This window comes from Agreia pratensis, from assembly GCF_900177685.1.
Taxonomy (GTDB): Bacteria; Actinomycetota; Actinomycetes; order Actinomycetales; family Microbacteriaceae; genus Agreia; species Agreia pratensis.
The window spans coordinates 402,793-423,206 of the sequence record NZ_FXAY01000001.1 but is presented as its reverse complement, the minus strand read 5'-3'; the positions used below and the strand labels follow the sequence as shown (position 1 = coordinate 423,206).

Below are 20,414 nucleotides of genomic sequence, written 5' to 3'. Positions count from 1 at the left end.
CGCGCTCACTGCCGCCTCTCGTCATCCAACGGCCGAACGTGGAACGCGTCGGGGTGGTTGGGTGCCACCTGGGGCACTCCCATCTCAAGAAGCCGCTGCGTGAGCCGACGAGGGGAGACGGCGATCGACCAGTCCCATCGACCGAATCCGTCGCTCTGTAAACGAAGCCAATCCTCGCGCAGCTTCTCATCCCAGAGTGCCTGTTCCGGTGTTCGCCCTCTCAGAAACACGGGATCCTCATACTTGGCGCGACCATCCACTTCGCCGATGGTCTTCGCGCCTCGAAACCAATAGTCCACGAAGGCGTGTTCTCCGTTCGGGCCCCAGAACTCCTTCTGAAGCTCGGGCTGCGGAAACCGGCAGCGCGCCATTGTGACTCGACCGGCCGATTCGGCTACCGATTCCGCCAGGGGGCTTGCGAAGTCGACGACACGAGCGGCTCGCGACGAACCTCGGAATCGTCCCAGCGCCGAGAGAATCGCCCGAAGTTCGTCGTGGTTCGTCATCTCGTTGTGCAGCGCAAAATCGGCAGCCGCCACAGCTGACATGAAGGGCGCAGACGAGGCCAGATCGATGACCGTGCGCGCCGCACCGGTCACGCGTACTCCATCGAGAAGCGTGAGTTCGGCATGCTCGAAGCCAAGAGCGTGCCGTCGAATGCGATCGTGCGATCGACCGCCACGTGCTTTCTCGGTGAGGAGATGCACCTCGTCGGGCCAAGCCCCGATCACCGGCAGACGCCACAACGCCGCAGCGGAGTAACCCCACAGCACGACATCCGCTCGCCGGCTGTTGGCCACGCCAAAGACACGAGCGCGGTAGCGCTCGGCCGCGTTCCAGGCGTTCCATTCCTGTTCAGGAGCATAAACACCGTGGCTGATACGCAGAAGTTCGCCCCGCGCAGCTCGACTCCGAAGAGCGGAATCGTCACCGACGAGTAACGAGCGCTCACGCACGTATAAGAGCCTGTCTTCGGGGTTCTTCTGAGGCATGGCGACAGTTTGCCCTCGGATTCGGGCTCCGACCTGCCGTGCTCTCGTCTCTGTGAACGGTTCACCGCGGTCGACGTCGGTGGAGGAGCGGACGGCGAGTCGATATGGCTGCCGAACGCGCCATCAGCGGGTGAACGCGCCGTCGTGGTCGGCGCGTTCACCCGTCAAAGGCGCGCTCGCGTCTCTATGGTGCCGCCGAGTGCGCCGGGCGCCGGTCTTTGCGTGCGTCAAGCCCTGCCGTCAGCGCCGGTCGTCGCCGTAGCGTCGTAGACATGAGTACATCGAACTTCTCACCCCGTCGCGCCATCGTCACCGGATCGAACTCGGGCATCGGCCGCGCCACCGCCCTCGCTCTCGCCGAGGCCGGCATGGATGTCGGCATCACCTTCCACTCCGATTCCGACGGCGCCGACGAAACGGCCGCCATGGTGCGCTCGCTCGGTCGCGACGCCCACATCGCGCAGCTCGACACCGGCGAGCTCGACTCCGTTTCTGGAACGATCACGTCTCTCATCGAGAAGCTCGGTGGCCTCGACGTGTTCGTCAACAACGCCGGGGTCATGGATGTCGCACCGTTTCTCGAGATGGACCTGGAGACGTGGCGTCACACGATAGCCGCCGATCTCGACGGAGCTTTTGTCGCCATCCAGACGGCCGCGAAGACGATGGTCGAACAGGGGGCCGGGGGCCGCATCATCGGGGTGACGAGTGTGCACGAACACCAGCCGCGGGTCGGGTCGAGTGCCTATGACGCGGCGAAGCATGGATTCGGCGGGCTGCTGAAGACAGCGGCGCTCGAACTGGGGCAGCACGACATCACCGTCAACGCGGTGGCTCCGGGCGAGATCGCCACGCCCATGAACGACATGACCGACGAGGATGCGTTCAGCACGCACCGACCCGGAATCCCGCTCGGACGCTCGGGCATCGCGGGCGAGATCGCGTCGGTGATCGCGTTTCTCGCATCACCCGCCTCGAGTTACGTCACCGGAGCATCCTGGGCCGTCGACGGCGGCATGCTTCAGATGGGTCCGCAGGGCGGATCGCACCTCACGACGGACGACTGGCGCGGCGCAGCCACGGAGTAGCGGGCGGCTACAGCGGGATGTTGCCGTGCTTCTTCGTGGGGAGGCTCGCGCGCTTCGTGCGGAGCGCCCGGAGTGCCTTGACGACCGCGACTCGGGTGGCGGCCGGCTCGATCACTCCGTCGAGCTCCCCGCGCTCGGCAGCAAGGAACGGCGACGCCACGTTGTAGGTGTACTCGTTGGCCAGCCGCGTGCGCACGGCGGCCACGTCTTCGCCGGCTTCTTCTGCCCGCTTGATCTCGCCGCGGTAGAGGATGTTGACCGCGCCCTGGCCACCCATGACGGCGATCTCAGCGGTGGGCCACGCGAGGTTGATGTCGGCGCCGAGCTGCTTCGATCCCATCACGATGTACGCGCCGCCGTAGGCCTTGCGGGTGATCACCGTGATGAGGGGAACGGTGGCCTCGGCGTAGGCATAGAGCAGCTTCGCGCCGCGGCGGATGACGCCGGTCCACTCCTGGTCGGTTCCCGGAAGGTAGCCGGGCACATCGACCAGAGTCAGGATCGGAATCGAGAACGCGTCGCAGAACCGCACGAAGCGCGCCGCCTTCTCGCCGGCCTCGATGTTCAGAGTTCCGGCCATGGCGTTGGGCTGGTTGGCGACGATTCCCACCGAGCGACCCTCGACCCGGGCGAAGCCCACCACGATGTTGGGCGCGTAGAGCGGTTGCGTCTCGAGGAACTCGCCGTTGTCGACGATGTGCTCGATCACGGTGTGCACGTCGTACGGCTGGTTCGGCGAATCCGGGATGAGCGTGTTGAGCTTGCGATCGGCATCCGTGATCTCGAGCTCGACCTCGCTGTCGTAGACCGGAGCATCCGACAGATTGTTGTCGGGCAGGTAGCTGATCAGCCCGCGAGCGAAGTCGAGAGCGTCTTCCTCATCGCTCGCCAGGTAGTGCGAGACACCCGAGACGGTGTTGTGGGTCAGCGCACCGCCCAGCTCCTCCATGCCCACGTCTTCGCCGGTGACGGTCTTGATCACGTCGGGGCCGGTCACGAACATCTGGCTGGTCTTGTCGACCATGATCACGAAGTCGGTGAGGGCGGGGGAGTAGACGGCGCCGCCGGCAGCCGGGCCCATGATGATCGAGATCTGAGGGATGACACCCGACGCCTGCGTGTTGCGGCGGAAGATCTCGCCGTACTTGCCGAGGGCGACAACGCCCTCCTGAATGCGGGCCCCGCCGGAGTCGAGCATGCCGATGATCGGCACACCGGTCTTCAAGGCGAGATCCATGACCTTGATGATCTTCTCGCCGGCCACCTCGCCGAGCGAGCCTCCGAAGATCGTGAAGTCTTGTGAGTACACGGCGACCTGGCGCCCGTGGATCGTGCCCGTTCCTGTGACGACCGCGTCGCCGTAGGGGCGCGACTTCTCCATGCCGAAGGCCACGGTGCGGTGGCGCACGAACTCATCGATCTCGACGAACGATCCCGCGTCGAGCAGTTCTTCGATGCGCTCGCGGGCGGTCTTCTTGCCGCGGGCGTGCTGCTTGGCGATCGCCGCCTCACCGCTCGCAGTCACGGCCTCGTGGTACCTGTTCTTCAGGTCGACCAGCTTGCCCGCTGTGGTGTACATGTCCGGCGCCTGTGCAGTTACGTCTTCGCTCACCGGTTCACTCTACCGGCCAGCCATCGCCGCCAACCGTTGGTTGATTGCTACAAATTTGCCGCGCATCCATTGGTTCGAGCCCGTGCGCCGTGCCGACAAGCGACAGGCGCTGCGCCTAGGGTGATGCCTATGAAACTGCCCCTCAGTTCCGCGGTCGCCGAGCGTCTCGACTGGCTTCCGAGCGTCGGCTCGACGAACGACGCGCTGCGCGAGCGCGCTACAGGGCCGGATGCCTCGGCCTGGCCCGATCTCTCGGTGGTCGCTACAGACACTCAGACCCAGGGCAGGGGGAGACTCGGCCGAACCTGGACCGCGCCTGCAGGCAAGTGCCTCGCCGTGTCTGTTCTGCTGCGGCAGCCGATCGGTTCGTCGGTACTGCCGCCCGACAGCTTGGGTTGGCTGCCGCTGATGGCGGGCGCCGCCATGACCCAGGTCGTGCGTTCGCTCATCGAGGGAGAAGTGGGCCACGCGACGAGCGTGCATCACCACCCGGTCGCCTCGCTCAAATGGCCGAACGACGTTCTGATCGACGGTGCCAAGGTCAGCGGAATCCTCAGCGAGCTCGTGCCGTCGACTGGGGTCATCGTCGGAGCAGGCCTCAACATCTCGCTGACAGAGAGCGAACTTCCCGTCTCCACGGCAACGTCGCTGCTTCTCTCCGGAGTGCAGCACGCATCGCTCGATGCGGCGCTCGCGGGCTACATCATCAATCTGTCGCGGCTCTACCGCGACTTCGTGCGCTTTGAGGGCGACGCCGTGCAGAGCGGCTTGCACGCCCTCGTCACAGCGCTGTGCGGCACACTCGGCAGCCCCGTTCTGGCCGAGCTTCCCGGCGGAGAGGTCGTCTCGGGCATCGCTCGCGAGATCGACGAGCTGGGTCGTATCGGTATCGATCGCGACTCGGATGGCTGGAGAGTCGTCGTGGCCGCAGGGGATATCACTCACCTGAAGGTTTAATAGCCCCATGCCCGCCCCGAAGCACCCGCGTCCGAGCTTCGGTGCGCTCATCCACGGTTCGGACGCGCCGACCGAGGTCTTCGCCGCTGAGCGCTCCTCGGCCGCCCCGGCGCCGAGCGCCTATGACGAGACCGTGGTGACCGAGCGCATCCGGCCCCACGGCCAATCGGCCCAGGGCCAGTACGCTCACGGCGCTCCGGATGCGACGGGCCCGGCTCCCGAGCCGGCAGAACCCGAGCGCGTGGTCGCCAAGTTCCGCTCGCACGGCCGGCGACTGTTCTTTCCCACGATTTTTCTGATCGTCATCGCCGGCGCGACCGGCTACTTCTCGGGATGGTTCGCGGAGGATTGGCAGAACTGGTCTGTGCTCGCCGCGGGCGCGCTGCTTGCCGTTCTGTTTTTTGTCGTTCCCGCCGTGAAATGGTTGAGCGTGCGCTACGTGCTCACCACTCGACGCATCATTCTGCGCCGCGGACTGCTGGTGAACACCCGCAGCGAGGTGATGCTCGCGCGTGCCGGTGACCTGACCGTGCGCAAGTCGGTGCTGCAGGCGATGTTCCGCACCGGAGACGTTCGCATCGGCACGGCGCCGGGGGAGTACGCGGTTCTGCGCGACGTGCATCGAGCAGACCTGGTGTCCGAGGTGATCGGAGACCTCATCGAAGCGCAGCATGTTCCGGCTCATGCTGTGAGATTCCGGAGACCGGATGTAGACAATCCGTGGTGGGACGAGCAGCAGCCTCGTCGGCCGGAGTAGCCTCTCACCATGTTGGAATTCAAAGGCGAAAAACTCGAGCAGGTCTGGGTCGGCAACGAGCACGTTGCGAATATTCGAGAGGCCTCGGGTCATGGCGAGGGCCCGTTCATCATCGAGACGGTCGACGGTGTCGAGATTCATCAGGCGGCCGACCTGCACCTCGCCGAGCTCTGGGTCGCACAGCACTCCGACAGCATTCTGGGCCGCCCGAACTAAGCTGTACGCGTGGAATATCGCGTAGGTGTCATCGGTGGCGGTCAACTGGCTCGAATGATGATTCCGGCGGCGGTGAATCTCGGCATCGACCTCAAGGTGCTGGCTGAGAACGCCGGTTCGTCGGCCGCGCTCGCCGCGACCGAGGTGGGCGACTATCTCGACCTCGAGACGGTGATGGCTTTCGCGCAGACCGTCGACGTGATCACCTTCGATCACGAGCACGTGCCGCAGGCCATCCTGCACGCGCTCGTCGAGGCGGGTCACGACGTGCGGCCCGGGCCGGATGCGCTGCTGTACGCGCAAGACAAGATTCTGATGCGCGAGAAACTCGAGCAGCTCGGTGTGCCGGTTCCCGTCTGGGCGGCCGTGTCGAATGCCGACGAGCTTGCATCGTTCATCGCAGACAATGGTGGTCATGCCGTCGTGAAGACGCCGCGCGGTGGATATGACGGCAAGGGCGTGCGCGTCGTGTCGCACGCCGACGAGGTCGCCGACTGGTTTGTCGCGCTCGCAGAAGACGGCAACGGGGGAGCGCTGCTTGCTGAAGAGCGTGTCGATTTCAGCCGTGAGCTCGCTCAGATGGTCGCGCGTCGACCGTCGGGCGACATGCAGTTGTGGCCCGTGGTCGAGTCAGTGCAGCGAGACGGTGTCTGCGCCGAGGTCATCGCCCCCGCGCCGCGAAGTGCGGGCCGCGTCGCCGACGTAGCCGCCGACATCGCCACGGCCATCGCGGAGGGTGTCGGCGTGACCGGAGTCTTCGCGGTGGAGCTCTTCGAAACCACCGACGAACGCCTTCTCGTGAACGAGCTGGCGATGCGCCCCCACAACACCGGGCACTGGTCTATCGACGGTTCGACCACGAGCCAGTTCGAGCAGCACCTGCGAGCCGTGCTCGACCTTCCGTTGGGTGCGACCGGATGCCGCGACACCTGGTCGGTGATGGTCAACGTGCTCGGCGGGCCCGTCGAAGGAACGCTGGCCGACCGCTATGTCGCGGCCTTCGCTGATCAGCCCACGGTGAAGTTCCACAACTACGGCAAGGCCCCGCGCCCGGGTCGCAAGGTCGGACACGTCACCGCCGGCGGCGACGACCTCGATCAGGTTGTGTTCGAGGCGCGTGCCGCAGCGGCTTTCTTCCAGAACTGACGTTTACCATGGGCCAATGCCCGCTATTACGCCTCTCGTCGGTGTCATCATGGGGTCAGACTCTGACTTCTCTGTGATGGCCGACGCCGTCGCTGTTCTCAACGACTTCGGTATCTCCCACGAGGTGCAGGTCGTCTCTGCTCACCGCACCCCCGAGAAGATGATCGATTACGGGCGCACCGCTCGCGACCGCGGACTCAAAGTGATCATCGCCGGCGCCGGTGGCGCCGCCCATCTGCCTGGAATGATCGCCGCGGTCACGACCCTTCCGGTCGTCGGCGTTCCCGTTCCCCTCGCCCGTCTCGACGGCCTCGACTCGCTCCTGTCGATCGTGCAGATGCCCGCGGGTATCCCCGTCGCGACTGTGTCGATCGGCGGCGCCAAGAACGCCGGGCTCATCGCGGTGAGCATTCTCTCGACCTTCGATGACACCCTCGCAGGCAAGCTCGGCGACTACCGCGAAGAACTCACCGCTTCCGTCGAAATGAAGAACCAGGACCTGCAAGCGCGCCTATGACTACAGTCAACGCCCCCATCCGCTACCCGGATGTGGCCTCTCCCAAAGTGATGACCGCTCGCGCGTGGGTTCTGGTCGTGCTCAACTTCGTGCTTCCCGGATCCGCGCAGGTGCTCGCCGGCAGTCGGCGTCTCGGGCGCTTCGGCCTCGGCTGCACGCTCGCCCTCGTCGGACTCGCGATCGTGGCAGGCGTGGTCTATCTCATCTGGCCCCAGATGATCTTCTCGGTCTTCACCAACGAGTGGAGCCTGTGGGCCGTGCAGATCGTGCTCATCGCCTACGCCGTCCTGTGGGTCGTTCTTGCGCTCGATACCCTGCGCCTGGTGCGGCTCGTGCGAACGCGCCCCAAAGCCCGCGGATGGATCGCAGGGTTCACCACGGTGCTCTTGGTGCTCTTCGCGGGTGGTGCCGGCTACGGCGCGTACCTCGTGAATGTGACGCGCGACACGGTCGCCTCGATCTTCGCGGTGCAGGCGAATGCCGCGCCTCCCGTCGACGGTCGCTACAACATCCTGCTGCTCGGTGGAGATGCGGGAGCAGATCGCGACGGGCTCCGCCCCGACAGTATGACCGTCGTCAGCATCGAGGCAGACACGGGCCGGGCCACGATGATCGGCATACCGCGTGACCTGCAGCAGGTTCCGTTCCCGAAGGGCTCGCCCCTCATCGGCTCCGACTATGACGAGAACGGCACGGGCGTCTACGACTGTGGCTCCGACTGCCAGATCAGCTTCCTCTACCCGCGGGTCGAGGCATACGACCAAGATCTCTACCCGAATGCCGAGGCTGAAGGATCGAATGCGGGCATCGAGGCGACGAAGGACGCCATCGAGGGTGCGCTCGACATCAAGATTCAGTACTACGTGCTGATCGATATGCAGGGCTTCGCTCAACTCATCGATGCTCTAGGCGGCGTCGACATCAACGTCACCGAGCGACTGCCCATCGGCGGAGACGAGAACCTCAACGAGGTCGAGGGGTGGATCGAGCCTGGCCAGCAGCACATGGACGGTACGACAGCGCTTTGGTATGCGCGTTCCCGGCACACCACCAGCGACTACGACCGCATGGGCCGCCAGCGTGAACTCCAGACAGCGATCCTGACGCAATTCCAGCCGGCCAACGTGCTGAGCAAGTTCCAGGGAATCGCCCAGGCGGGTGCAGACGTCGTGAAGACCGACGTGCCCCAGTCGACTCTGGCTTACTTCCTCGACCTCGCCCTGAAGACCAAGAATCTTCCGGTCGACTCTGTCGAACTCGTTCCGCCGGCTGTCGACCCCGAGAATCCCGATTGGGACTCCGTGAGGCAGTCCGTGATGGATGCTCTCGTGCTCAGCTCGTCGAAGACCTCGACGCAGTGAGCCGGCTCGTCGCTCAGAGAGGACGAGCGGCTAGAGGTCGGCGTGGAGCTGCCAGACCTTCTCGGCAGAGTCGCGCCAGCTGAACGCGCGAGAACGGTCATAGCCGCCGACAGACAGCCGCTCGAACAGCTCGGTGTCGCCCAGAACCCGAGTGATGGCGGCGGCGATGCGCTCGGGATACCCGGCAGCGTCGTCTCGTTCGACCGACACGCTCGCCCCGGCGGTGACCTCGAGGAGGGCCGCTACGTCGGAGTGAATCACCGGGGTGCCGAAGTTCATCGCCTCGATCACGGGGAGTCCGAAACCCTCGGCGAGGCTCGGGTAGACGAAGAGCGATGCGCGGTCGAGAAGCAGCGCAAGATCGGAGTCTGAGACGAATCCCATTGTGCGCACGCGTTCGGGCGGCAACCCTGCGTCAGCAGCGACGCGGGCGACGTTGAGGTCACCCCATCCTTCTGGACCAGCGATGAGCAGGGGAAGGTCGGGAACTCCCGGCCGAGCGAGTGCCTCGATCAACGGCGCGAGCCCCTTGCGAGGCTCGAGAGTGCCGACGGTGAGCATGTATTCGGCCGGCAGGTCGAGTTCGGCAGCTCGCGCGTCTGCATCGTCGGGAACGACCAGCTTCGAGCTGACCGCGCCACCGATGACGCGAACGCGGTCGCCGAAGTTCACGAACTCGCTCAGCTCTGCGGCTACGGCGTGAGTGGGCACCACGATGGCATCGGCATAGCGCCGCGCGCGTTTGGCGAGCCCCTTGTGCCAGGCGACCCCGTGCTTGGTGAGGGTTTCCGGATGCGTCCACGGCACGACATCGTGGATGGTGACGGCGACCTGTTCGCCGATCGAGTTCAGGCGGTCGATCTTGCGCAACGGAGCAAGAAGGCTCGGCGCGTGGATCATGCCTCGCCCTTTGGCGCCCGTCGAGAAACCGTGCTGCCACGCACGAGCGAGCTCGCGGCGCGGCAGAGGAAGGCGCGTGAGAGTCTGGAGCCCGGGGAGCCGAGCGAGCGTCTCTTCGTACGTCCCATTCGGCACCTTCGAGATAATGCCTTCGACGTCGCAGCCGCGCGGTCTCGTGGCGATCAGCTCACGTGTCAATTCTTCTGTGTAGCGACCGATGCCCCCCGGTACTGTCGCCACCATCTGATCAATGATCACCCTGAGGGTCGTCATCAGTCTCCAAATACTTCCCGAGTGTGCTGCAGAGTGCAGCCCACTGGACAATCGCGCATGGATCCGAATTCCGCTCGGGACCTGCGGCAGATCCTATTAAAACCGGGTAGACCAGCCGCGGGGCGGAACGAACAAGACGACGAATTGTCCGTGCGCTCGACCCTATCAGGGTCAAATGAGGCTTCCTGAAAGGCTGCCCGGTAGACTTCTCGACCATGCGCGGAATCATTCTCGCCGGCGGCTCCGGCACCCGGCTCTGGCCTATCACGAAGGGCATCAGCAAGCAGCTGATGCCGATCTATGACAAGCCCATGATCTATTACCCCCTGTCGACGCTGATGATGGCCGGCATCAACGAGATCCTCATCATCACGACACCCGAGTACAACGAGCAGTTCAAGTCGCTCCTCGGCGACGGCAGCGATCTCGGCATCCGCCTCGAGTACGCGGTTCAGCCGTCACCCGACGGTCTGGCCCAGGCGTTCATCATCGGTGAAGAGTTCATCGGAGACGAGAGTGTCGCTCTCGTGCTCGGCGACAACATCTTCCACGGCACCGGCCTCGGCTCGAGCCTGCGCAACAACACCGACTTCGACGGTGCACTGATCTTCGCCTACCACGTCGCCAATCCTCGCGCCTATGGCGTTGTGGAGTTCGACGACGCCAACGTGGCCGTGTCGATCGAAGAGAAGCCTGTCGAGCCCAAGAGCAACTACGCCGTTCCCGGCCTCTACTTCTACGACAACTCCGTGGTCGAGATTGCGAAGACCATCGAGCCGAGCGCTCGAGGCGAGCTCGAGATCTCGACCGTCAACGAGCGTTACCTCAAGCAGGGCAATCTGAAGGTTCAGGTTCTCGATCGCGGCACGGCATGGCTCGACACGGGAACATTCGAATCGATGGTTCAGGCCACCGAGTTCGTGCGCGTGGTCGAAGACCGCCAGGGATTCAAGATCGGATGCATCGAGGAGATCGCCTGGCGTGCAGGATGGATCACGGACGAGCAGCTTCGAGCCCTGGCGGCGCCTCTCGTGAAGAGTGGATACGGTGCCTACCTCAACACCCTGCTCGACGCTCGCTGACAGATGACCGCAGACATTCTCTTCTCGAAGCCGTTTCACGCGCCTCGGGAGATGGAGAATCTCGCGCGCGTGGTGCAGGGCGACCACGCACACGGTGACGGCGAGTTCACCCGTTCGGCCACACGACGTCTCACCGACATCACCGGGACTCCGGCGGCACTGCTGACGACGTCGGGTTCGCACGCTCTCGAACTCGCGAGTCGGCTGCTGGATCTCGGACCGGGCGACGAGGTGATTCTGCCGAGCTTCACGTTTCCCTCTGCAGCGAACGCCATCGCTCTCACCGGCGCGACCTGCGTATTCGTCGATGTCGACCTGCGCTACGGCAACATCGACCCGCAGCAGGTCGCCGAAGCGATCACACCGCGCACGAAAGCGATCTCGGTGGTCAGCTACGGGGGAGTGGCCGTCGACTTCGAGTCGATCGGACGAATAGCAGACGAACACGGACTCGCCATCATCGAGGACAACGCCCACGGCCTGGGCGGCGAATATCGCGGGCAGCAGCTGGGCGCCTTCGGTGTGGTCGCGATCCAGAGTTTTCACGACACCAAGAACGTGCACTGCGGCGAGGGCGGCGCCATTCTCATCAACGACCCGTCGATGCTCGAGCGCGCCGAGATCGTGCGAGAGAAGGGCACCAACCGTGCCCGCTTTCTGCGCGGCCAGGTCGACAAGTACACCTGGGTCGACGTCGGGTCGAGCTACCTCATGAGCGAGTACAACGCGGCGGTGCTCGACTCGCAGTTGGATTCCTTCGACCACATCCAGGCGAAGAGACACGCCATCTGGAGCAGCTACGCGCATCGGCTTCCCACGTGGGCCGAGGCCGAGAACGTGCGATTGATGGACGTGCCGGACGATCGACGTCACCCCGCCCATCTGTTCTTTCTCCAGGCTCCCGACCACGAGTACCAGACTGCTCTTCTCGCGCATCTGCGTTCGCTTGGCGTCGTGGGCACATTTCACTACATCCCGCTCGATTCCGCCCCCGCGGGCCTGCGTTTCGGCCGTCGACTGCGCGAGCTGACCTCGAGCCAGAGCTTCTCCGAGCGACTAGTGCGCCTGCCGCTCTGGGCCGACATGAGCGATGACCAGGTCGACCGAGTGATCGCGGCCGTCACCTCGTTCCACCGATGAAGACTGTTCTGCTGAGGCTCTCGGGCTTCACGGTCTTTCCTCTTCTCTCCCTGATCACCCCGTTCCTCCTCCTCCCGATCGTCTCCGGCATCGTCGGGGGAGGCGGGGTGTCGAGCGTGATCTCCGGCCAGGCGATCGGCACGTTCGCCGCCACCGCTCTCATGTGGGGATGGAACGTCGACGGGCCGGTCGCCATCGCCCGTGCGACGACGCCAGAGGAGAGAGCGACGGTCTACCTTCGAAGCGTTCGCACGAGGATCGTGCTGATGGTGTTCGCGCTCCCCATCGCATCGGTCATCGCGGCGTTCGTCGCCGTGCCGGAGTTCCGTGTCGAAGCGGTCTCGATGACACTGGCCACGGCGCTCGTCGGAATGTCGCCGGCCTGGTTCTGCATCGGACTCGGCCAGCCGAAGCTGCTCGCCTACTACGACACCATTCCGAGGTTCGCGGCGACCCTGGTGGCCGTACCGCTGCTGCTCGCGACCCAGCAGGTGTGGAGCTACACCCTCGTACTCGCCGCCGCGACGGTCATCAGTCTCATGCTCTTTCACCGCCGCTTCTCTCCCGGAGGCGTGTGGCTCCCGAAGCCGCTCGGCGCGGCGCTCCGCGACCTGCGGTCGCAGCGTCACACCGCCGGCATCAGCATGGCGGGAAGCGCATACGCATCCACCCCCGCGCCGATCGCGACGGCGACGACGAGCCCACTCGCATCCGGAAGCCTGTCGACGGCCGACACCCTGTATCGCTTCGGCCTCTTCACCGTGGTGGCCCTGGGCAACGCCTTTCAGAGTTGGACCATCGAACCCGGCATCGCCAACAGGCGGCAGCGTCACGCGTTCGCCTTATGGGCGCACATCGGTCTCGGGGTCGCGGGACTCGTGATCCTCGTAGCCGCGGGGCCGTGGGTCAGCGAGATCCTGTTCGCGGGGCAGGCGCGCGCCACCGTTGAGGTGTGCCTCTACTACGGCATCGCATTCCTCTTTCTCTCGGCCGGCACACCTCTGATGCGCAACGTTCTGATCCCCGCGGGACGTCAGCGGCTCATCCTGCGCTGGACGCTGATCTCAGCCGTGCTCGGCATCGCCGCGATGCTCGTGGCCGGGTTGTCGGGCCACGCCCCGCTGATCGCCCTCGGCATGGCACTCAGCGAAGCCGTGCTCTGCGCGGCTCTCGCCATCCCTGCATTCCGTGAGCTGCGCCGCGAGGGAGACGAACACCATGTCCGCTGAGTCACGCGCATCCGGAGTCGCTGCGATCGTGGCCTCGTATCGCCCAGACGCAGAGCTGGTCGCCACGGCCATATCTCTGGCCGAGCAGTTCGAGCACGTCGTGATCGTCGACGACGGGTCGCCCGCCGAATTCGCCGATCGCCTCGACGCGATCGAGGCCACCGGCGTGCGGGTGATCCGCCGACCGCAGAACGCGGGCATCGCCGCGACTCTGAACGCCGGTATCCGCGACGCTGAGAAGAGCTGGCGCCCCGACTTCTTCGTCACCTTCGACCAGGACTCGGTTCCGGTCGCCGACTACGCCGATCGTGCTCTGTCGACCTTTCGCCGAGCGCGCGCGGCAGGCCGCAGGGTCGGGTTCGTCGTCGCCTCGTCGTACAGCGGCCACAGCGTACACGTGCGCGGAAACATCGCCGGATTCGCCGTCGCCTTCGATCCCATGCAGTCGGGCTTCGTCATCGCTCGCGAGACGATCGAGACCATAGGTCACCTCGACGAAGGGCTCGTGATCGACGGCGTCGACAGCGAGTACACGGCCCGGGTGCGTGCCGCCGGTCTCGACGTGCTTGTGGGGGCCGGATGCGACATCCGGCATCAACTCGGACGGCGCGACCCTGCGCGGCTGTTCGGGCGGCCGCTGCGCGTGCTCGGTCGTGAGATCAGCTACAACTATCATTCGCCGAAGAGGGTCTATTACATCGCCCGCAACGGCACGACCCTCACCCGGCGCTACCTGGTGAAGGACCCGTCATGGGTGCTGCGCCGTCTGGGCGAAGAGACGAAGGCACATCTGCTGCGTCTGGCGTTCAGCCCGAACCGGCGTGCGATAGCCGCGGCGATGGTCGCGGGGTATCGGGACTCGTTCCGAGGGCGCGACGGTCTCGTGCCGCCCTCGCTCTCGCGCCGACTCGGTTGACCTCGCGGCGCGGGCGGTTCACCGTCGGCGATTGAAGACCCTCGTGACGAGGAACGCGCGGGCCGCGAGTCCGATGCGTGCGGCAAGGCGTACCGGAGCGAGGTACCAGCCGCGGTATTTGCTGGCGACGAAGAGGTAGGCGCTCTCGTGGTGCACGAGCACCATCTTCGTGGAGTTCTCGTCGGTTGAGTGCGCACCGGCATGCATGACGGTGGCGGATGGGGCGTACCTGTTGCGCCAGCCCGCCTTGCTGAGCCGGTAGCCGAGATCGACATCCTCGAAGTACATGAAGAATCGATCGTCGAATCCTCCCACTGCATCGAAGGCCTCTCGACGGATGAGGAGGCATGAGCCGGAGAGCCAGCCCGCGTCACGCTCGCGGGGCGGGCGCTCGTTGTCGCTGTGGTAGCGGCGGCTCCACGGATTCGACGGCCAGATGTTGGCGAAAAGCGCGTGTCCGAGACCCATACGCAGCGAGGGAATGGCGCGGGCGGAGGGATAGATCTCGCCGTCCGTTTCGACCAGCGGCCCGACGGCGCCGATTCGGGCATCCGATTCGCCGACGCGCACCAACTCGTCGATCGCACCCGGCTGGATCTCGATGTCGGGGTTGCTCACCAGCACCCAGGGGATATCTGTGGGCAAGCTGCGGACCGCCGCATTCATGGCGCCGCCGTAGCCCAGGTTGCCAGTCATGGGAAGGTACGTGACTCCGTAGCGTTCGGCGAGTTCTCGCACGGCAGCTCCGGCCTCTGGTCGGTTGTCGGCCACGACCGCCTGCAGCGGGGTGGCGCTCGCGACGTCGAGCGAGGAGAAGAAGCCGTTGAGTACGCCCTCGGAACCGTAGCTGACCGTCACGACACCAGCCTTGGCCGCGCTCACGAGCGTGCCCCTGCGTCGGCGAAGGAGCGGGAGTACACCGCGGCGCACTCGCTCCAGGTGAAGCGAGCGCTGCGGGCGAGACCGGATGCTGCCAGGTCGGCTCGACGCTCGGGATGATCGAGCAGCGCGCGCATCTCGGTCGCGAGAGATTCGGCGTCGGGCTCGGCGTATGCGACGGCGTCGCCCCCCACCTCGGGGATGGAGAGACGCCGGGTCGTCAACACGGCTGCTCCGCTCGACATCGCCTCGAGCACGGGCAGGCCGAACCCCTCGCCCAAGCTCGGATAGACGACGAGCTCGGAGCCGCCGAGGAAGGCTGACAGAAGCTCGAGTGGAAGGTAGCCGGCTTCGATGACAGGACGTCGCTCGGGGGGCAGCTGGGCGTTGCGATCGAGCGCGTCGTTCGCTTCTTCGTCCCATCCGCGGGCGCCCGAGAGCACGAGCACGGGCGTCGACGGGTCGGCCTCTCGAAGACTCGCGTGTGCAGCGATGAGGGCGGGGATGTTCTTGCGCGGCTCGATTGTGCCCAGGAAGGCGATCCATGGCTGCTCGGGTTCGAGACCGATCTCGCGTCGGGCGCCGGCGATGGCGTCGAGGGCCGGGGGAGCGAAGACGCGGGGGTCGACGCCGAGATACCCGACGTCGATGGTGTGCTGGGCGTGCGCGACGTAACGCTGGACCTCGTCGGCGGTGGCCCTGCTCGCGGCGACCAGCCGGTCGGCGCGCGCGTTCGCCCAGCGGATCCACGTGCGGAAGAAGAGGGCCTTCACCCTCGAGTGCGCCTCTGGAGAGCTGAAGAACGTGGCGTCGTGCAATGTGACCACGCGTCGAGCACGCGTGATCAAGGGAAAGGTGTAGTGCGGGGAATAGATGACGTCGGCGTGGCGGCGCAGAGCGAGTGCCGGAAGCCCCGTCTGCTCCCAGAGGAAACGACCGCCGCGTCGCGAGACGAGCGGCGGAGCCACGAGGTAGTTGTGGCCTGGAGCGACGTCGTGAAGGACTGGGATGTCGTGTCTTTTCGCGACGACATCGACGAATTCGCCGCTCTGTTCGAGGCCGGAGAGCAGCCCGGAGATGAACCGGGCCACGCCGCCGTGGTTCGGGGGGATCGACGTGGCATCAAACAGTACGTGGGGTGAGGTCTTCACGACGTCCCTCCTTCTCGTCATGATCGAACGGATTCTTCATCAGGTGCAATGACACGACAACGGCGGCGAGAAGCAGCGCGCCCGCGCCGAAGATGGCAAGCGACAGCACGACGCCGCCCGGGGGTGCCCAGGCAGGCTGAGTGACCATCTGCTTCCACGCCGTCGAGCTTCCCACGGTGAATCGGTGCACTGCACTGGCGAACGCGTAGGACTGCGCATAGACGAAGACCGCTGCGATGATGGCGACGATACGGGTAGCGGAGCCGATCGGCGGACGTGATTTTCCCTTGTGCGGGATCACGCTCGCGAGCACTGCAGCCAGTCCGAAGGCGAGCATGGTCAGCGTCGGCAACCCGTATCGCCCCTGCCAGATGTACCCGCCGGTCGTGATGAACGCGGCTTGGATCAGCGGGGGCACAAAGAAGAAGCACAGGACCAGGGCGAGGCCGAAAACGGCCTGCCTCCGACGCAGCAGATAGATGGCGGCAAGAACGAGCGCACCGAGCAGCACGGTCCAGACGACGATTGTCGTGTCAGGAACCGGAGTGTCCATCCAGCCGAAGTTGCCGATCATGTCGTTGCCGTTGGTGACACTCAGCGTGATCATCTTCATGAAGCCGAAGAGCGGGCTGCTGCCCACGTCGGGAAACACCTCGAAGCCGCTGGTCGACGACGGCGTCGTTCTCGCGTCGACGGCGAGGCGTGTGCTGATCGGGTTCCACGCGACGGCGGCGATGGCGACGAGGGCGACCACGATCGCACTCACGATCACAGCCCGATTGCGCAGCAGGGGAGCGAGGCCACGCCGGCCCAGGAGGAGAAGCGGAAGCACGATGGCAAGGGCGACCCACAGCGGTGAGACTGTGCGGGCGCCGAGAGCGAGCACCGCTGAGACGGCCACGATCGTGAGGCGCTGCACGAGAAGCTCCCGATTCGGATGCAGCACGATCGACAGCATGGCAGCGAAGACGGCGAGGCTGCCCGAGATCTCGAATGCGCTCGGATTGACCACTCCGTTGACGTAGATCACCATGGGGGTCAGCGCGACGAGAAGGCCCACCGCCGGAACGGATCGTCTTTGCCATCCGGCGACGAGCATAAAAGCGCAGGCCAGCATGGCCGACGAGATGAGCGCCGACACGATGCGCACAGCGTAGAGGCCTGACTCTCCGGTCAGGAGCAGGCTCGGCCAACCGACGGCGGCGTAGTAGACAGGGTTATTGTAGCCGGCCGACGTCTCGGTCGTGACCGTCTCGGAACCCGAACCCTCGAGGCCCGGCGCGCATCCGGCATCCTGGTTGAGGTCGAAGCGATAACAGTCTTGCGTGGCGGTCCACGCCGCTGAGCGGGGGACCTCGACGATATTTCCTGTGTCACCCTGCGGGCCGACGAGCTCACCGCGCACCACCGACGCGGCCTTGATGATGTGGGCGGGCTCGTCTGGACCCGAGCCCAGCGGAGACGCGAGTGCCCACGCGATCGACATCAGGGAGAGAGCAACCCAGGCCGTGAGGAAGACTCTCCAGTGCGCGGTCTTGCTAGGCATTCTGCCCGACTACCTCAGCACGGCGCTCTGCTGAACGAATGCGGAGAACAACGACGGCCAACGTCACGAGGCCTACGGCGAAGAGCGCGAGCGAGAGCATCACTCCTCCCGGCGGAATCCACTGCGGGTCGGTGATCAGCTGCTTCCACGAGGTGTCGCTGCCGATCACGTTTCGGCGCATGGCCTTCAGGAAGCCGTAGCCTTGGCCCGCGATGAAGCCGACGAGAACGGCGAGCACCAAGCGCGTGAGTAGCGCCGGAGCGGGCCGCGAGTTCTCGACCGAGAGGCTCACGAGAGCGGCGACACCGAAGATGAGCATGACGAAGATCGGAAGACCGTAGCGACCCTGCCAGATGAAGCCGCCCGTCGTGATGAACGCGGCTTGAATCAGCGCGGGCAGCACGAGGGCGAGCAGAAGCAGGGCAGCGCCCACAAGAGCGCGGCGACCTCGGAGCAGTACGAATCCGGCGAGCAGGATGACGCCGATGAGCATCGTCCAGATCACGATCGTCGTGGCGGGAACCGGCGTATCCATCCAGCCGAAGTTTCCGATCATGTCGGCCCCGTTGGTGAACGTGAGAGTCACCATCTTGACGAAGCCGAAGAACGGGCTCTGGCCCACATCGGGGAAGACCGTCGTGATGACCGGCGTCTTCGGGGCGCCGGCGGCGGCGTCAGAGGCCAGGCGCGTGCTGATCGGTGTCCACGCGACGGAGAACGCTGCAGCCAGCGCGACGATTGCGGCGGAGATGAGGACGACGCGTCGACGAAGCAGCCCGCCCAGTTCGCGCCACGGCAGCAGCAGAAGCGGCACGACGATGGCGATCGCGATCCACAACGGAGAGATCGTGCGCGTATTCGCTACCAAGACCGAGACCGCCACCAGGATGATGGCGCGCCCGCGAAGGAGCCGCTCGTCTGGTTGCGTGACGATGGTGAGCATGGCCACGAAGGCGGCGATGGTGCCGGAGATCTCGAACGAACTGGGGTTCACGAGGCCGTTCACATAGAGCACCATCGGTGTGATCGCCGCGACCAGGCCGATCGCCGGGATCGTCGGTCGACGCCAGGTGGAGACGAGCATGAACGCCAGAGCGAGCATGCCCGACGACAGGAGGCCGCTGACGATGCGCATGGCGTAGATGCCCGTCGTATCGGAGAAGACCAGCGATGGCCATCCGACCAAGGCGTAGTAGACCGGGTTGTTGTAGCCCGCCGTCGTGGTGCCGACGACGGTCTCGGCTGGGTCGCCTTCGATAGCGGGCGCGCAATCGGCGGGCACGGCCGGTTTGAAGACGAAACAGGTCTGCGCGTTGGTCCACGAAACGTAGTTCGGCACGGCGACCTCGTTGCCGTACGTTCCCTGCGGTCCGACGAGTTCGCCTCGAACGACCGATGCTGCCTTGACGATATGCGCGGGTTCGTCGGGGCCGGAGCTGATGGGCGAAGAGATCGCCCACGCGGTTGCGAGAAGCGACAGTGCGATCCAGGCTCCGGCGAAGATCTTCCACCGACCCTTGCCGGTTTTCAACGGAACCGAGCTCACGATTCTTTCCGAATCGACTTCTCAAGCTCTTCGATGCGCAGCTGCTGCAGGGCGGCGGTCTCGGCGAGAACTCGGGTCTTCGTCTCGAGATCGGTGAGCTCGGCGCTGTGCTGGATCGACACGAGAAAGAGCACCGCCATACTCACGAAGAAGATGAGGTTGGTCGGCACCGCGACTCCGACGAGGCTCGCGGCCCAGCCGAGAATATCCGGGAACAGGCCGACGAGAAGCGCGAGTGTTCCCGCCAGCAGCCACCATACGGCGTGGCGTTCGCGCAGCCGCCTACGGCGCAGCATCTCGATGACGACACCGAGGGTGAGCAGGGCCGAGAAGACCCCGAGAAGGTATGTGGCGATGGTCATCGGGTCGACGCCTCCGAGGGCAGGATGACGGGTGGGCGGAGCAGAGCGATGAACAGCGCCATCACCGCGCGACCGAGATAGATCGCTGCTTTGAAGGGGTTGTGGGATGGGCGTCCGCCCGCACGTGGACGCATGGCGACGGCCACCTGGCTGACCGTGAGGCGGGCCCGTGCTGCGATGACGAGCGATTCGACGGTGTCGCCCAGATATTCGGCGGGGTAGTGAGCGGCGAACAATCGCACGGCACGGGGACCGCTCGCACGGAAGCCCGACGTCGTGTCGGTGAGTCTCGTGCCCGCGAGGCGGCTGAGGATGCTCGACAGCATCAGCATCGCCCATCGACGGGGGCCGCGCACGGAATACTCACCCTCTCCCGCGAAGCGGGCACCGAGAACGAGGTCGTGCGTTTCGAGCTGTTCGATGAGAGCGGGCACGCCGACAGGGTCGTGCTGGCCGTCTGAATCGATCTGGATGACGTTTGCGTAGCCGTGCTCGAGCGCGTACTTGAAGCCCACGCGCATCGCTCCACCGACGCCGAGGTTGAACGGCAACGAGGCGACGATGGCCCCGGCGGCAGCGGCCTCTGCCGACGTAGCATCGCTCGAGCCGTCGTCGACGACAAGGCAGTGGATGCCGGGAAAAGTACCGAGAACCTCGCGAACGACGTTGCCGACGACCTCTTCCTCGTTGAATGCGGGCATCACGATGAGTGTGCCGTCGAAGGGGCTGGGCATCCGACCATCA

General features: G+C 65.4%; 20 protein-coding genes. 11 read left to right on the top strand and 9 right to left on the bottom strand.

Annotated elements, in window-relative coordinates; all coding sequences use genetic code 11:
- Positions 1 to 5: 5 nt before the first annotated feature.
- Positions 6 to 992 (bottom strand): hypothetical protein, encoded by a 987-nt coding sequence (locus B9Y86_RS02030; protein ID WP_085482449.1) that lies wholly within the window; start codon positions 990 to 992, stop codon positions 6 to 8.
- Between the two features lie 272 nt (positions 993 to 1,264).
- Between B9Y86_RS02030 and B9Y86_RS02025 the strand changes: the two genes are divergently transcribed.
- Positions 1,265 to 2,080, top strand: coding sequence for an SDR family oxidoreductase (locus B9Y86_RS02025; protein ID WP_085482447.1), 816 nt, complete (start codon positions 1,265 to 1,267; stop codon positions 2,078 to 2,080).
- Positions 2,081 to 2,087: 7 nt separating this feature from the next.
- Here the strand turns inward: B9Y86_RS02025 and B9Y86_RS02020 are convergent, their stop codons facing one another.
- Positions 2,088 to 3,659, bottom strand: a complete 1,572-nt coding sequence (locus tag B9Y86_RS02020) for an acyl-CoA carboxylase subunit beta (protein ID WP_044441817.1) — start codon at positions 3,657 to 3,659, stop codon at positions 2,088 to 2,090.
- Positions 3,660 to 3,821: 162 nt separating this feature from the next.
- On the opposite strand from B9Y86_RS02020, the gene B9Y86_RS02015 reads away from it, so the two are divergent.
- Genes B9Y86_RS02015 through B9Y86_RS01990 form a run of 6 tightly spaced genes read left to right on the top strand, consistent with a single transcriptional unit; the run spans position 3,822 to position 8,646 of the window.
- Complete coding sequence (locus B9Y86_RS02015; RefSeq protein ID WP_085482445.1) at positions 3,822 to 4,649, top strand: biotin--[acetyl-CoA-carboxylase] ligase; 828 nt, start codon at positions 3,822 to 3,824, stop codon at positions 4,647 to 4,649.
- Positions 4,650 to 4,656: 7 nt separating this feature from the next.
- Complete coding sequence (locus B9Y86_RS02010) at positions 4,657 to 5,406, top strand: PH domain-containing protein (RefSeq protein WP_085482443.1); 750 nt, start codon at positions 4,657 to 4,659, stop codon at positions 5,404 to 5,406.
- Between the two features lie 9 nt (positions 5,407 to 5,415).
- On the top strand, positions 5,416 to 5,622 hold the full coding sequence (locus B9Y86_RS02005) for a hypothetical protein (RefSeq protein ID WP_085482441.1): 207 nt from the start codon (positions 5,416 to 5,418) through the stop codon (positions 5,620 to 5,622).
- Positions 5,623 to 5,631: 9 nt separating this feature from the next.
- The gene (locus B9Y86_RS02000) at positions 5,632 to 6,768 is read left to right on the top strand and encodes a 5-(carboxyamino)imidazole ribonucleotide synthase (protein WP_139824689.1); all 1,137 of its coding nucleotides are present in this window, start codon (positions 5,632 to 5,634) and stop codon (positions 6,766 to 6,768) included.
- Between the two features lie 16 nt (positions 6,769 to 6,784).
- Complete coding sequence (purE, locus tag B9Y86_RS01995) at positions 6,785 to 7,285, top strand: 5-(carboxyamino)imidazole ribonucleotide mutase (RefSeq protein ID WP_085482439.1); 501 nt, start codon at positions 6,785 to 6,787, stop codon at positions 7,283 to 7,285.
- Positions 7,282 to 8,646 (top strand): LCP family protein, encoded by a 1,365-nt coding sequence (locus tag B9Y86_RS01990; protein ID WP_085482437.1) that lies wholly within the window; start codon positions 7,282 to 7,284, stop codon positions 8,644 to 8,646. The genes purE and B9Y86_RS01990 overlap by 4 nt, the downstream gene beginning before the upstream one ends.
- Positions 8,647 to 8,676: 30 nt before the next feature.
- On the opposite strand, the gene B9Y86_RS01985 is transcribed toward B9Y86_RS01990, so the two are convergent.
- Positions 8,677 to 9,819, bottom strand: coding sequence for a glycosyltransferase family 4 protein (locus B9Y86_RS01985; RefSeq protein WP_085482435.1), 1,143 nt, complete (start codon positions 9,817 to 9,819; stop codon positions 8,677 to 8,679).
- A 215-nt stretch (positions 9,820 to 10,034) separates the two neighbouring features.
- Between B9Y86_RS01985 and rfbA the strand changes: the two genes are divergently transcribed.
- The 4 genes from rfbA to B9Y86_RS01965 are packed head-to-tail and all read left to right on the top strand — an operon-like array spanning position 10,035 to position 14,186.
- Entirely contained in the window at positions 10,035 to 10,901 is an 867-nt protein-coding gene (rfbA, locus tag B9Y86_RS01980; RefSeq protein WP_085482433.1) for a glucose-1-phosphate thymidylyltransferase RfbA, read from the top strand.
- A gap of 3 nt (positions 10,902 to 10,904) precedes the next feature.
- Positions 10,905 to 12,041, top strand: coding sequence for a dTDP-4-amino-4,6-dideoxygalactose transaminase (gene rffA / locus B9Y86_RS01975; protein WP_085482431.1), 1,137 nt, complete (start codon positions 10,905 to 10,907; stop codon positions 12,039 to 12,041).
- Complete coding sequence (locus B9Y86_RS01970; RefSeq protein ID WP_085482429.1) at positions 12,038 to 13,270, top strand: polysaccharide biosynthesis protein; 1,233 nt, start codon at positions 12,038 to 12,040, stop codon at positions 13,268 to 13,270. Before rffA ends, B9Y86_RS01970 begins: the two co-directional genes overlap by 4 nt.
- Positions 13,260 to 14,186, top strand: a complete 927-nt coding sequence (locus tag B9Y86_RS01965) for a glycosyltransferase (RefSeq protein WP_085482427.1) — start codon at positions 13,260 to 13,262, stop codon at positions 14,184 to 14,186. Before B9Y86_RS01970 ends, B9Y86_RS01965 begins: the two co-directional genes overlap by 11 nt.
- Before the next feature lie 18 nt (positions 14,187 to 14,204).
- On the opposite strand, the gene B9Y86_RS01960 is transcribed toward B9Y86_RS01965, so the two are convergent.
- The 6 genes from B9Y86_RS01960 to B9Y86_RS01935 are packed head-to-tail and all read right to left on the bottom strand — an operon-like array spanning position 14,205 to position 20,404.
- Positions 14,205 to 15,068, bottom strand: a complete 864-nt coding sequence (locus B9Y86_RS01960) for a glycosyltransferase family 2 protein (protein ID WP_085483695.1) — start codon at positions 15,066 to 15,068, stop codon at positions 14,205 to 14,207.
- The gene (locus tag B9Y86_RS01955) at positions 15,065 to 16,216 is read right to left on the bottom strand and encodes a glycosyltransferase family 4 protein (protein ID WP_244894592.1); all 1,152 of its coding nucleotides are present in this window, start codon (positions 16,214 to 16,216) and stop codon (positions 15,065 to 15,067) included. The genes B9Y86_RS01960 and B9Y86_RS01955 overlap by 4 nt, the downstream gene beginning before the upstream one ends.
- The gene (locus B9Y86_RS01950; protein WP_085482423.1) at positions 16,188 to 17,762 is read right to left on the bottom strand and encodes a DUF2142 domain-containing protein; all 1,575 of its coding nucleotides are present in this window, start codon (positions 17,760 to 17,762) and stop codon (positions 16,188 to 16,190) included. The genes B9Y86_RS01955 and B9Y86_RS01950 overlap by 29 nt, the downstream gene beginning before the upstream one ends.
- Positions 17,755 to 19,308, bottom strand: coding sequence for a DUF2142 domain-containing protein (locus tag B9Y86_RS01945; RefSeq protein WP_176223223.1), 1,554 nt, complete (start codon positions 19,306 to 19,308; stop codon positions 17,755 to 17,757). The genes B9Y86_RS01950 and B9Y86_RS01945 overlap by 8 nt, the downstream gene beginning before the upstream one ends.
- A complete protein-coding gene (locus B9Y86_RS01940) occupies positions 19,305 to 19,670 on the bottom strand; it encodes a DUF2304 domain-containing protein (protein ID WP_055775480.1) in 366 nt (121 codons plus the stop codon). Before B9Y86_RS01940 ends, B9Y86_RS01945 begins: the two co-directional genes overlap by 4 nt.
- Positions 19,667 to 20,404: a glycosyltransferase family 2 protein gene (locus tag B9Y86_RS01935; RefSeq protein WP_085482418.1), complete on the bottom strand. Its 738-nt coding sequence runs from the start codon at positions 20,402 to 20,404 to the stop codon at positions 19,667 to 19,669. Before B9Y86_RS01935 ends, B9Y86_RS01940 begins: the two co-directional genes overlap by 4 nt.
- Positions 20,405 to 20,414: the final 10 nt, after the last annotated feature.

Coding starts and splice junctions, on each gene's coding strand:
- B9Y86_RS02005 (WP_085482441.1), top strand. CDS start 5,416: ATGTTGGAATTCAAAGGCGAAAAACTCGAGCAGGTCTGGGTCGGCAAC.
- rfbA (WP_085482433.1), top strand. CDS start 10,035: ATGCGCGGAATCATTCTCGCCGGCGGCTCCGGCACCCGGCTCTGGCCT.
- B9Y86_RS02010 (WP_085482443.1), top strand. CDS start 4,657: ATGCCCGCCCCGAAGCACCCGCGTCCGAGCTTCGGTGCGCTCATCCAC.
- B9Y86_RS02020 (WP_044441817.1), bottom strand. CDS start 3,659: ATGTACACCACAGCGGGCAAGCTGGTCGACCTGAAGAACAGGTACCAC.
- B9Y86_RS01985 (WP_085482435.1), bottom strand. CDS start 9,819: ATGACGACCCTCAGGGTGATCATTGATCAGATGGTGGCGACAGTACCG.
- B9Y86_RS01950 (WP_085482423.1), bottom strand. CDS start 17,762: ATGCCTAGCAAGACCGCGCACTGGAGAGTCTTCCTCACGGCCTGGGTT.
- B9Y86_RS02030 (WP_085482449.1), bottom strand. CDS start 992: ATGCCTCAGAAGAACCCCGAAGACAGGCTCTTATACGTGCGTGAGCGC.
- B9Y86_RS01990 (WP_085482437.1), top strand. CDS start 7,282: ATGACTACAGTCAACGCCCCCATCCGCTACCCGGATGTGGCCTCTCCC.
- rffA (WP_085482431.1), top strand. CDS start 10,905: ATGACCGCAGACATTCTCTTCTCGAAGCCGTTTCACGCGCCTCGGGAG.
- B9Y86_RS02025 (WP_085482447.1), top strand. CDS start 1,265: ATGAGTACATCGAACTTCTCACCCCGTCGCGCCATCGTCACCGGATCG.
- B9Y86_RS01940 (WP_055775480.1), bottom strand. CDS start 19,670: ATGACCATCGCCACATACCTTCTCGGGGTCTTCTCGGCCCTGCTCACC.
- B9Y86_RS01970 (WP_085482429.1), top strand. CDS start 12,038: ATGAAGACTGTTCTGCTGAGGCTCTCGGGCTTCACGGTCTTTCCTCTT.
- B9Y86_RS02015 (WP_085482445.1), top strand. CDS start 3,822: ATGAAACTGCCCCTCAGTTCCGCGGTCGCCGAGCGTCTCGACTGGCTT.
- B9Y86_RS01935 (WP_085482418.1), bottom strand. CDS start 20,404: ATGCCCAGCCCCTTCGACGGCACACTCATCGTGATGCCCGCATTCAAC.
- B9Y86_RS01965 (WP_085482427.1), top strand. CDS start 13,260: ATGTCCGCTGAGTCACGCGCATCCGGAGTCGCTGCGATCGTGGCCTCG.
- purE (WP_085482439.1), top strand. CDS start 6,785: ATGCCCGCTATTACGCCTCTCGTCGGTGTCATCATGGGGTCAGACTCT.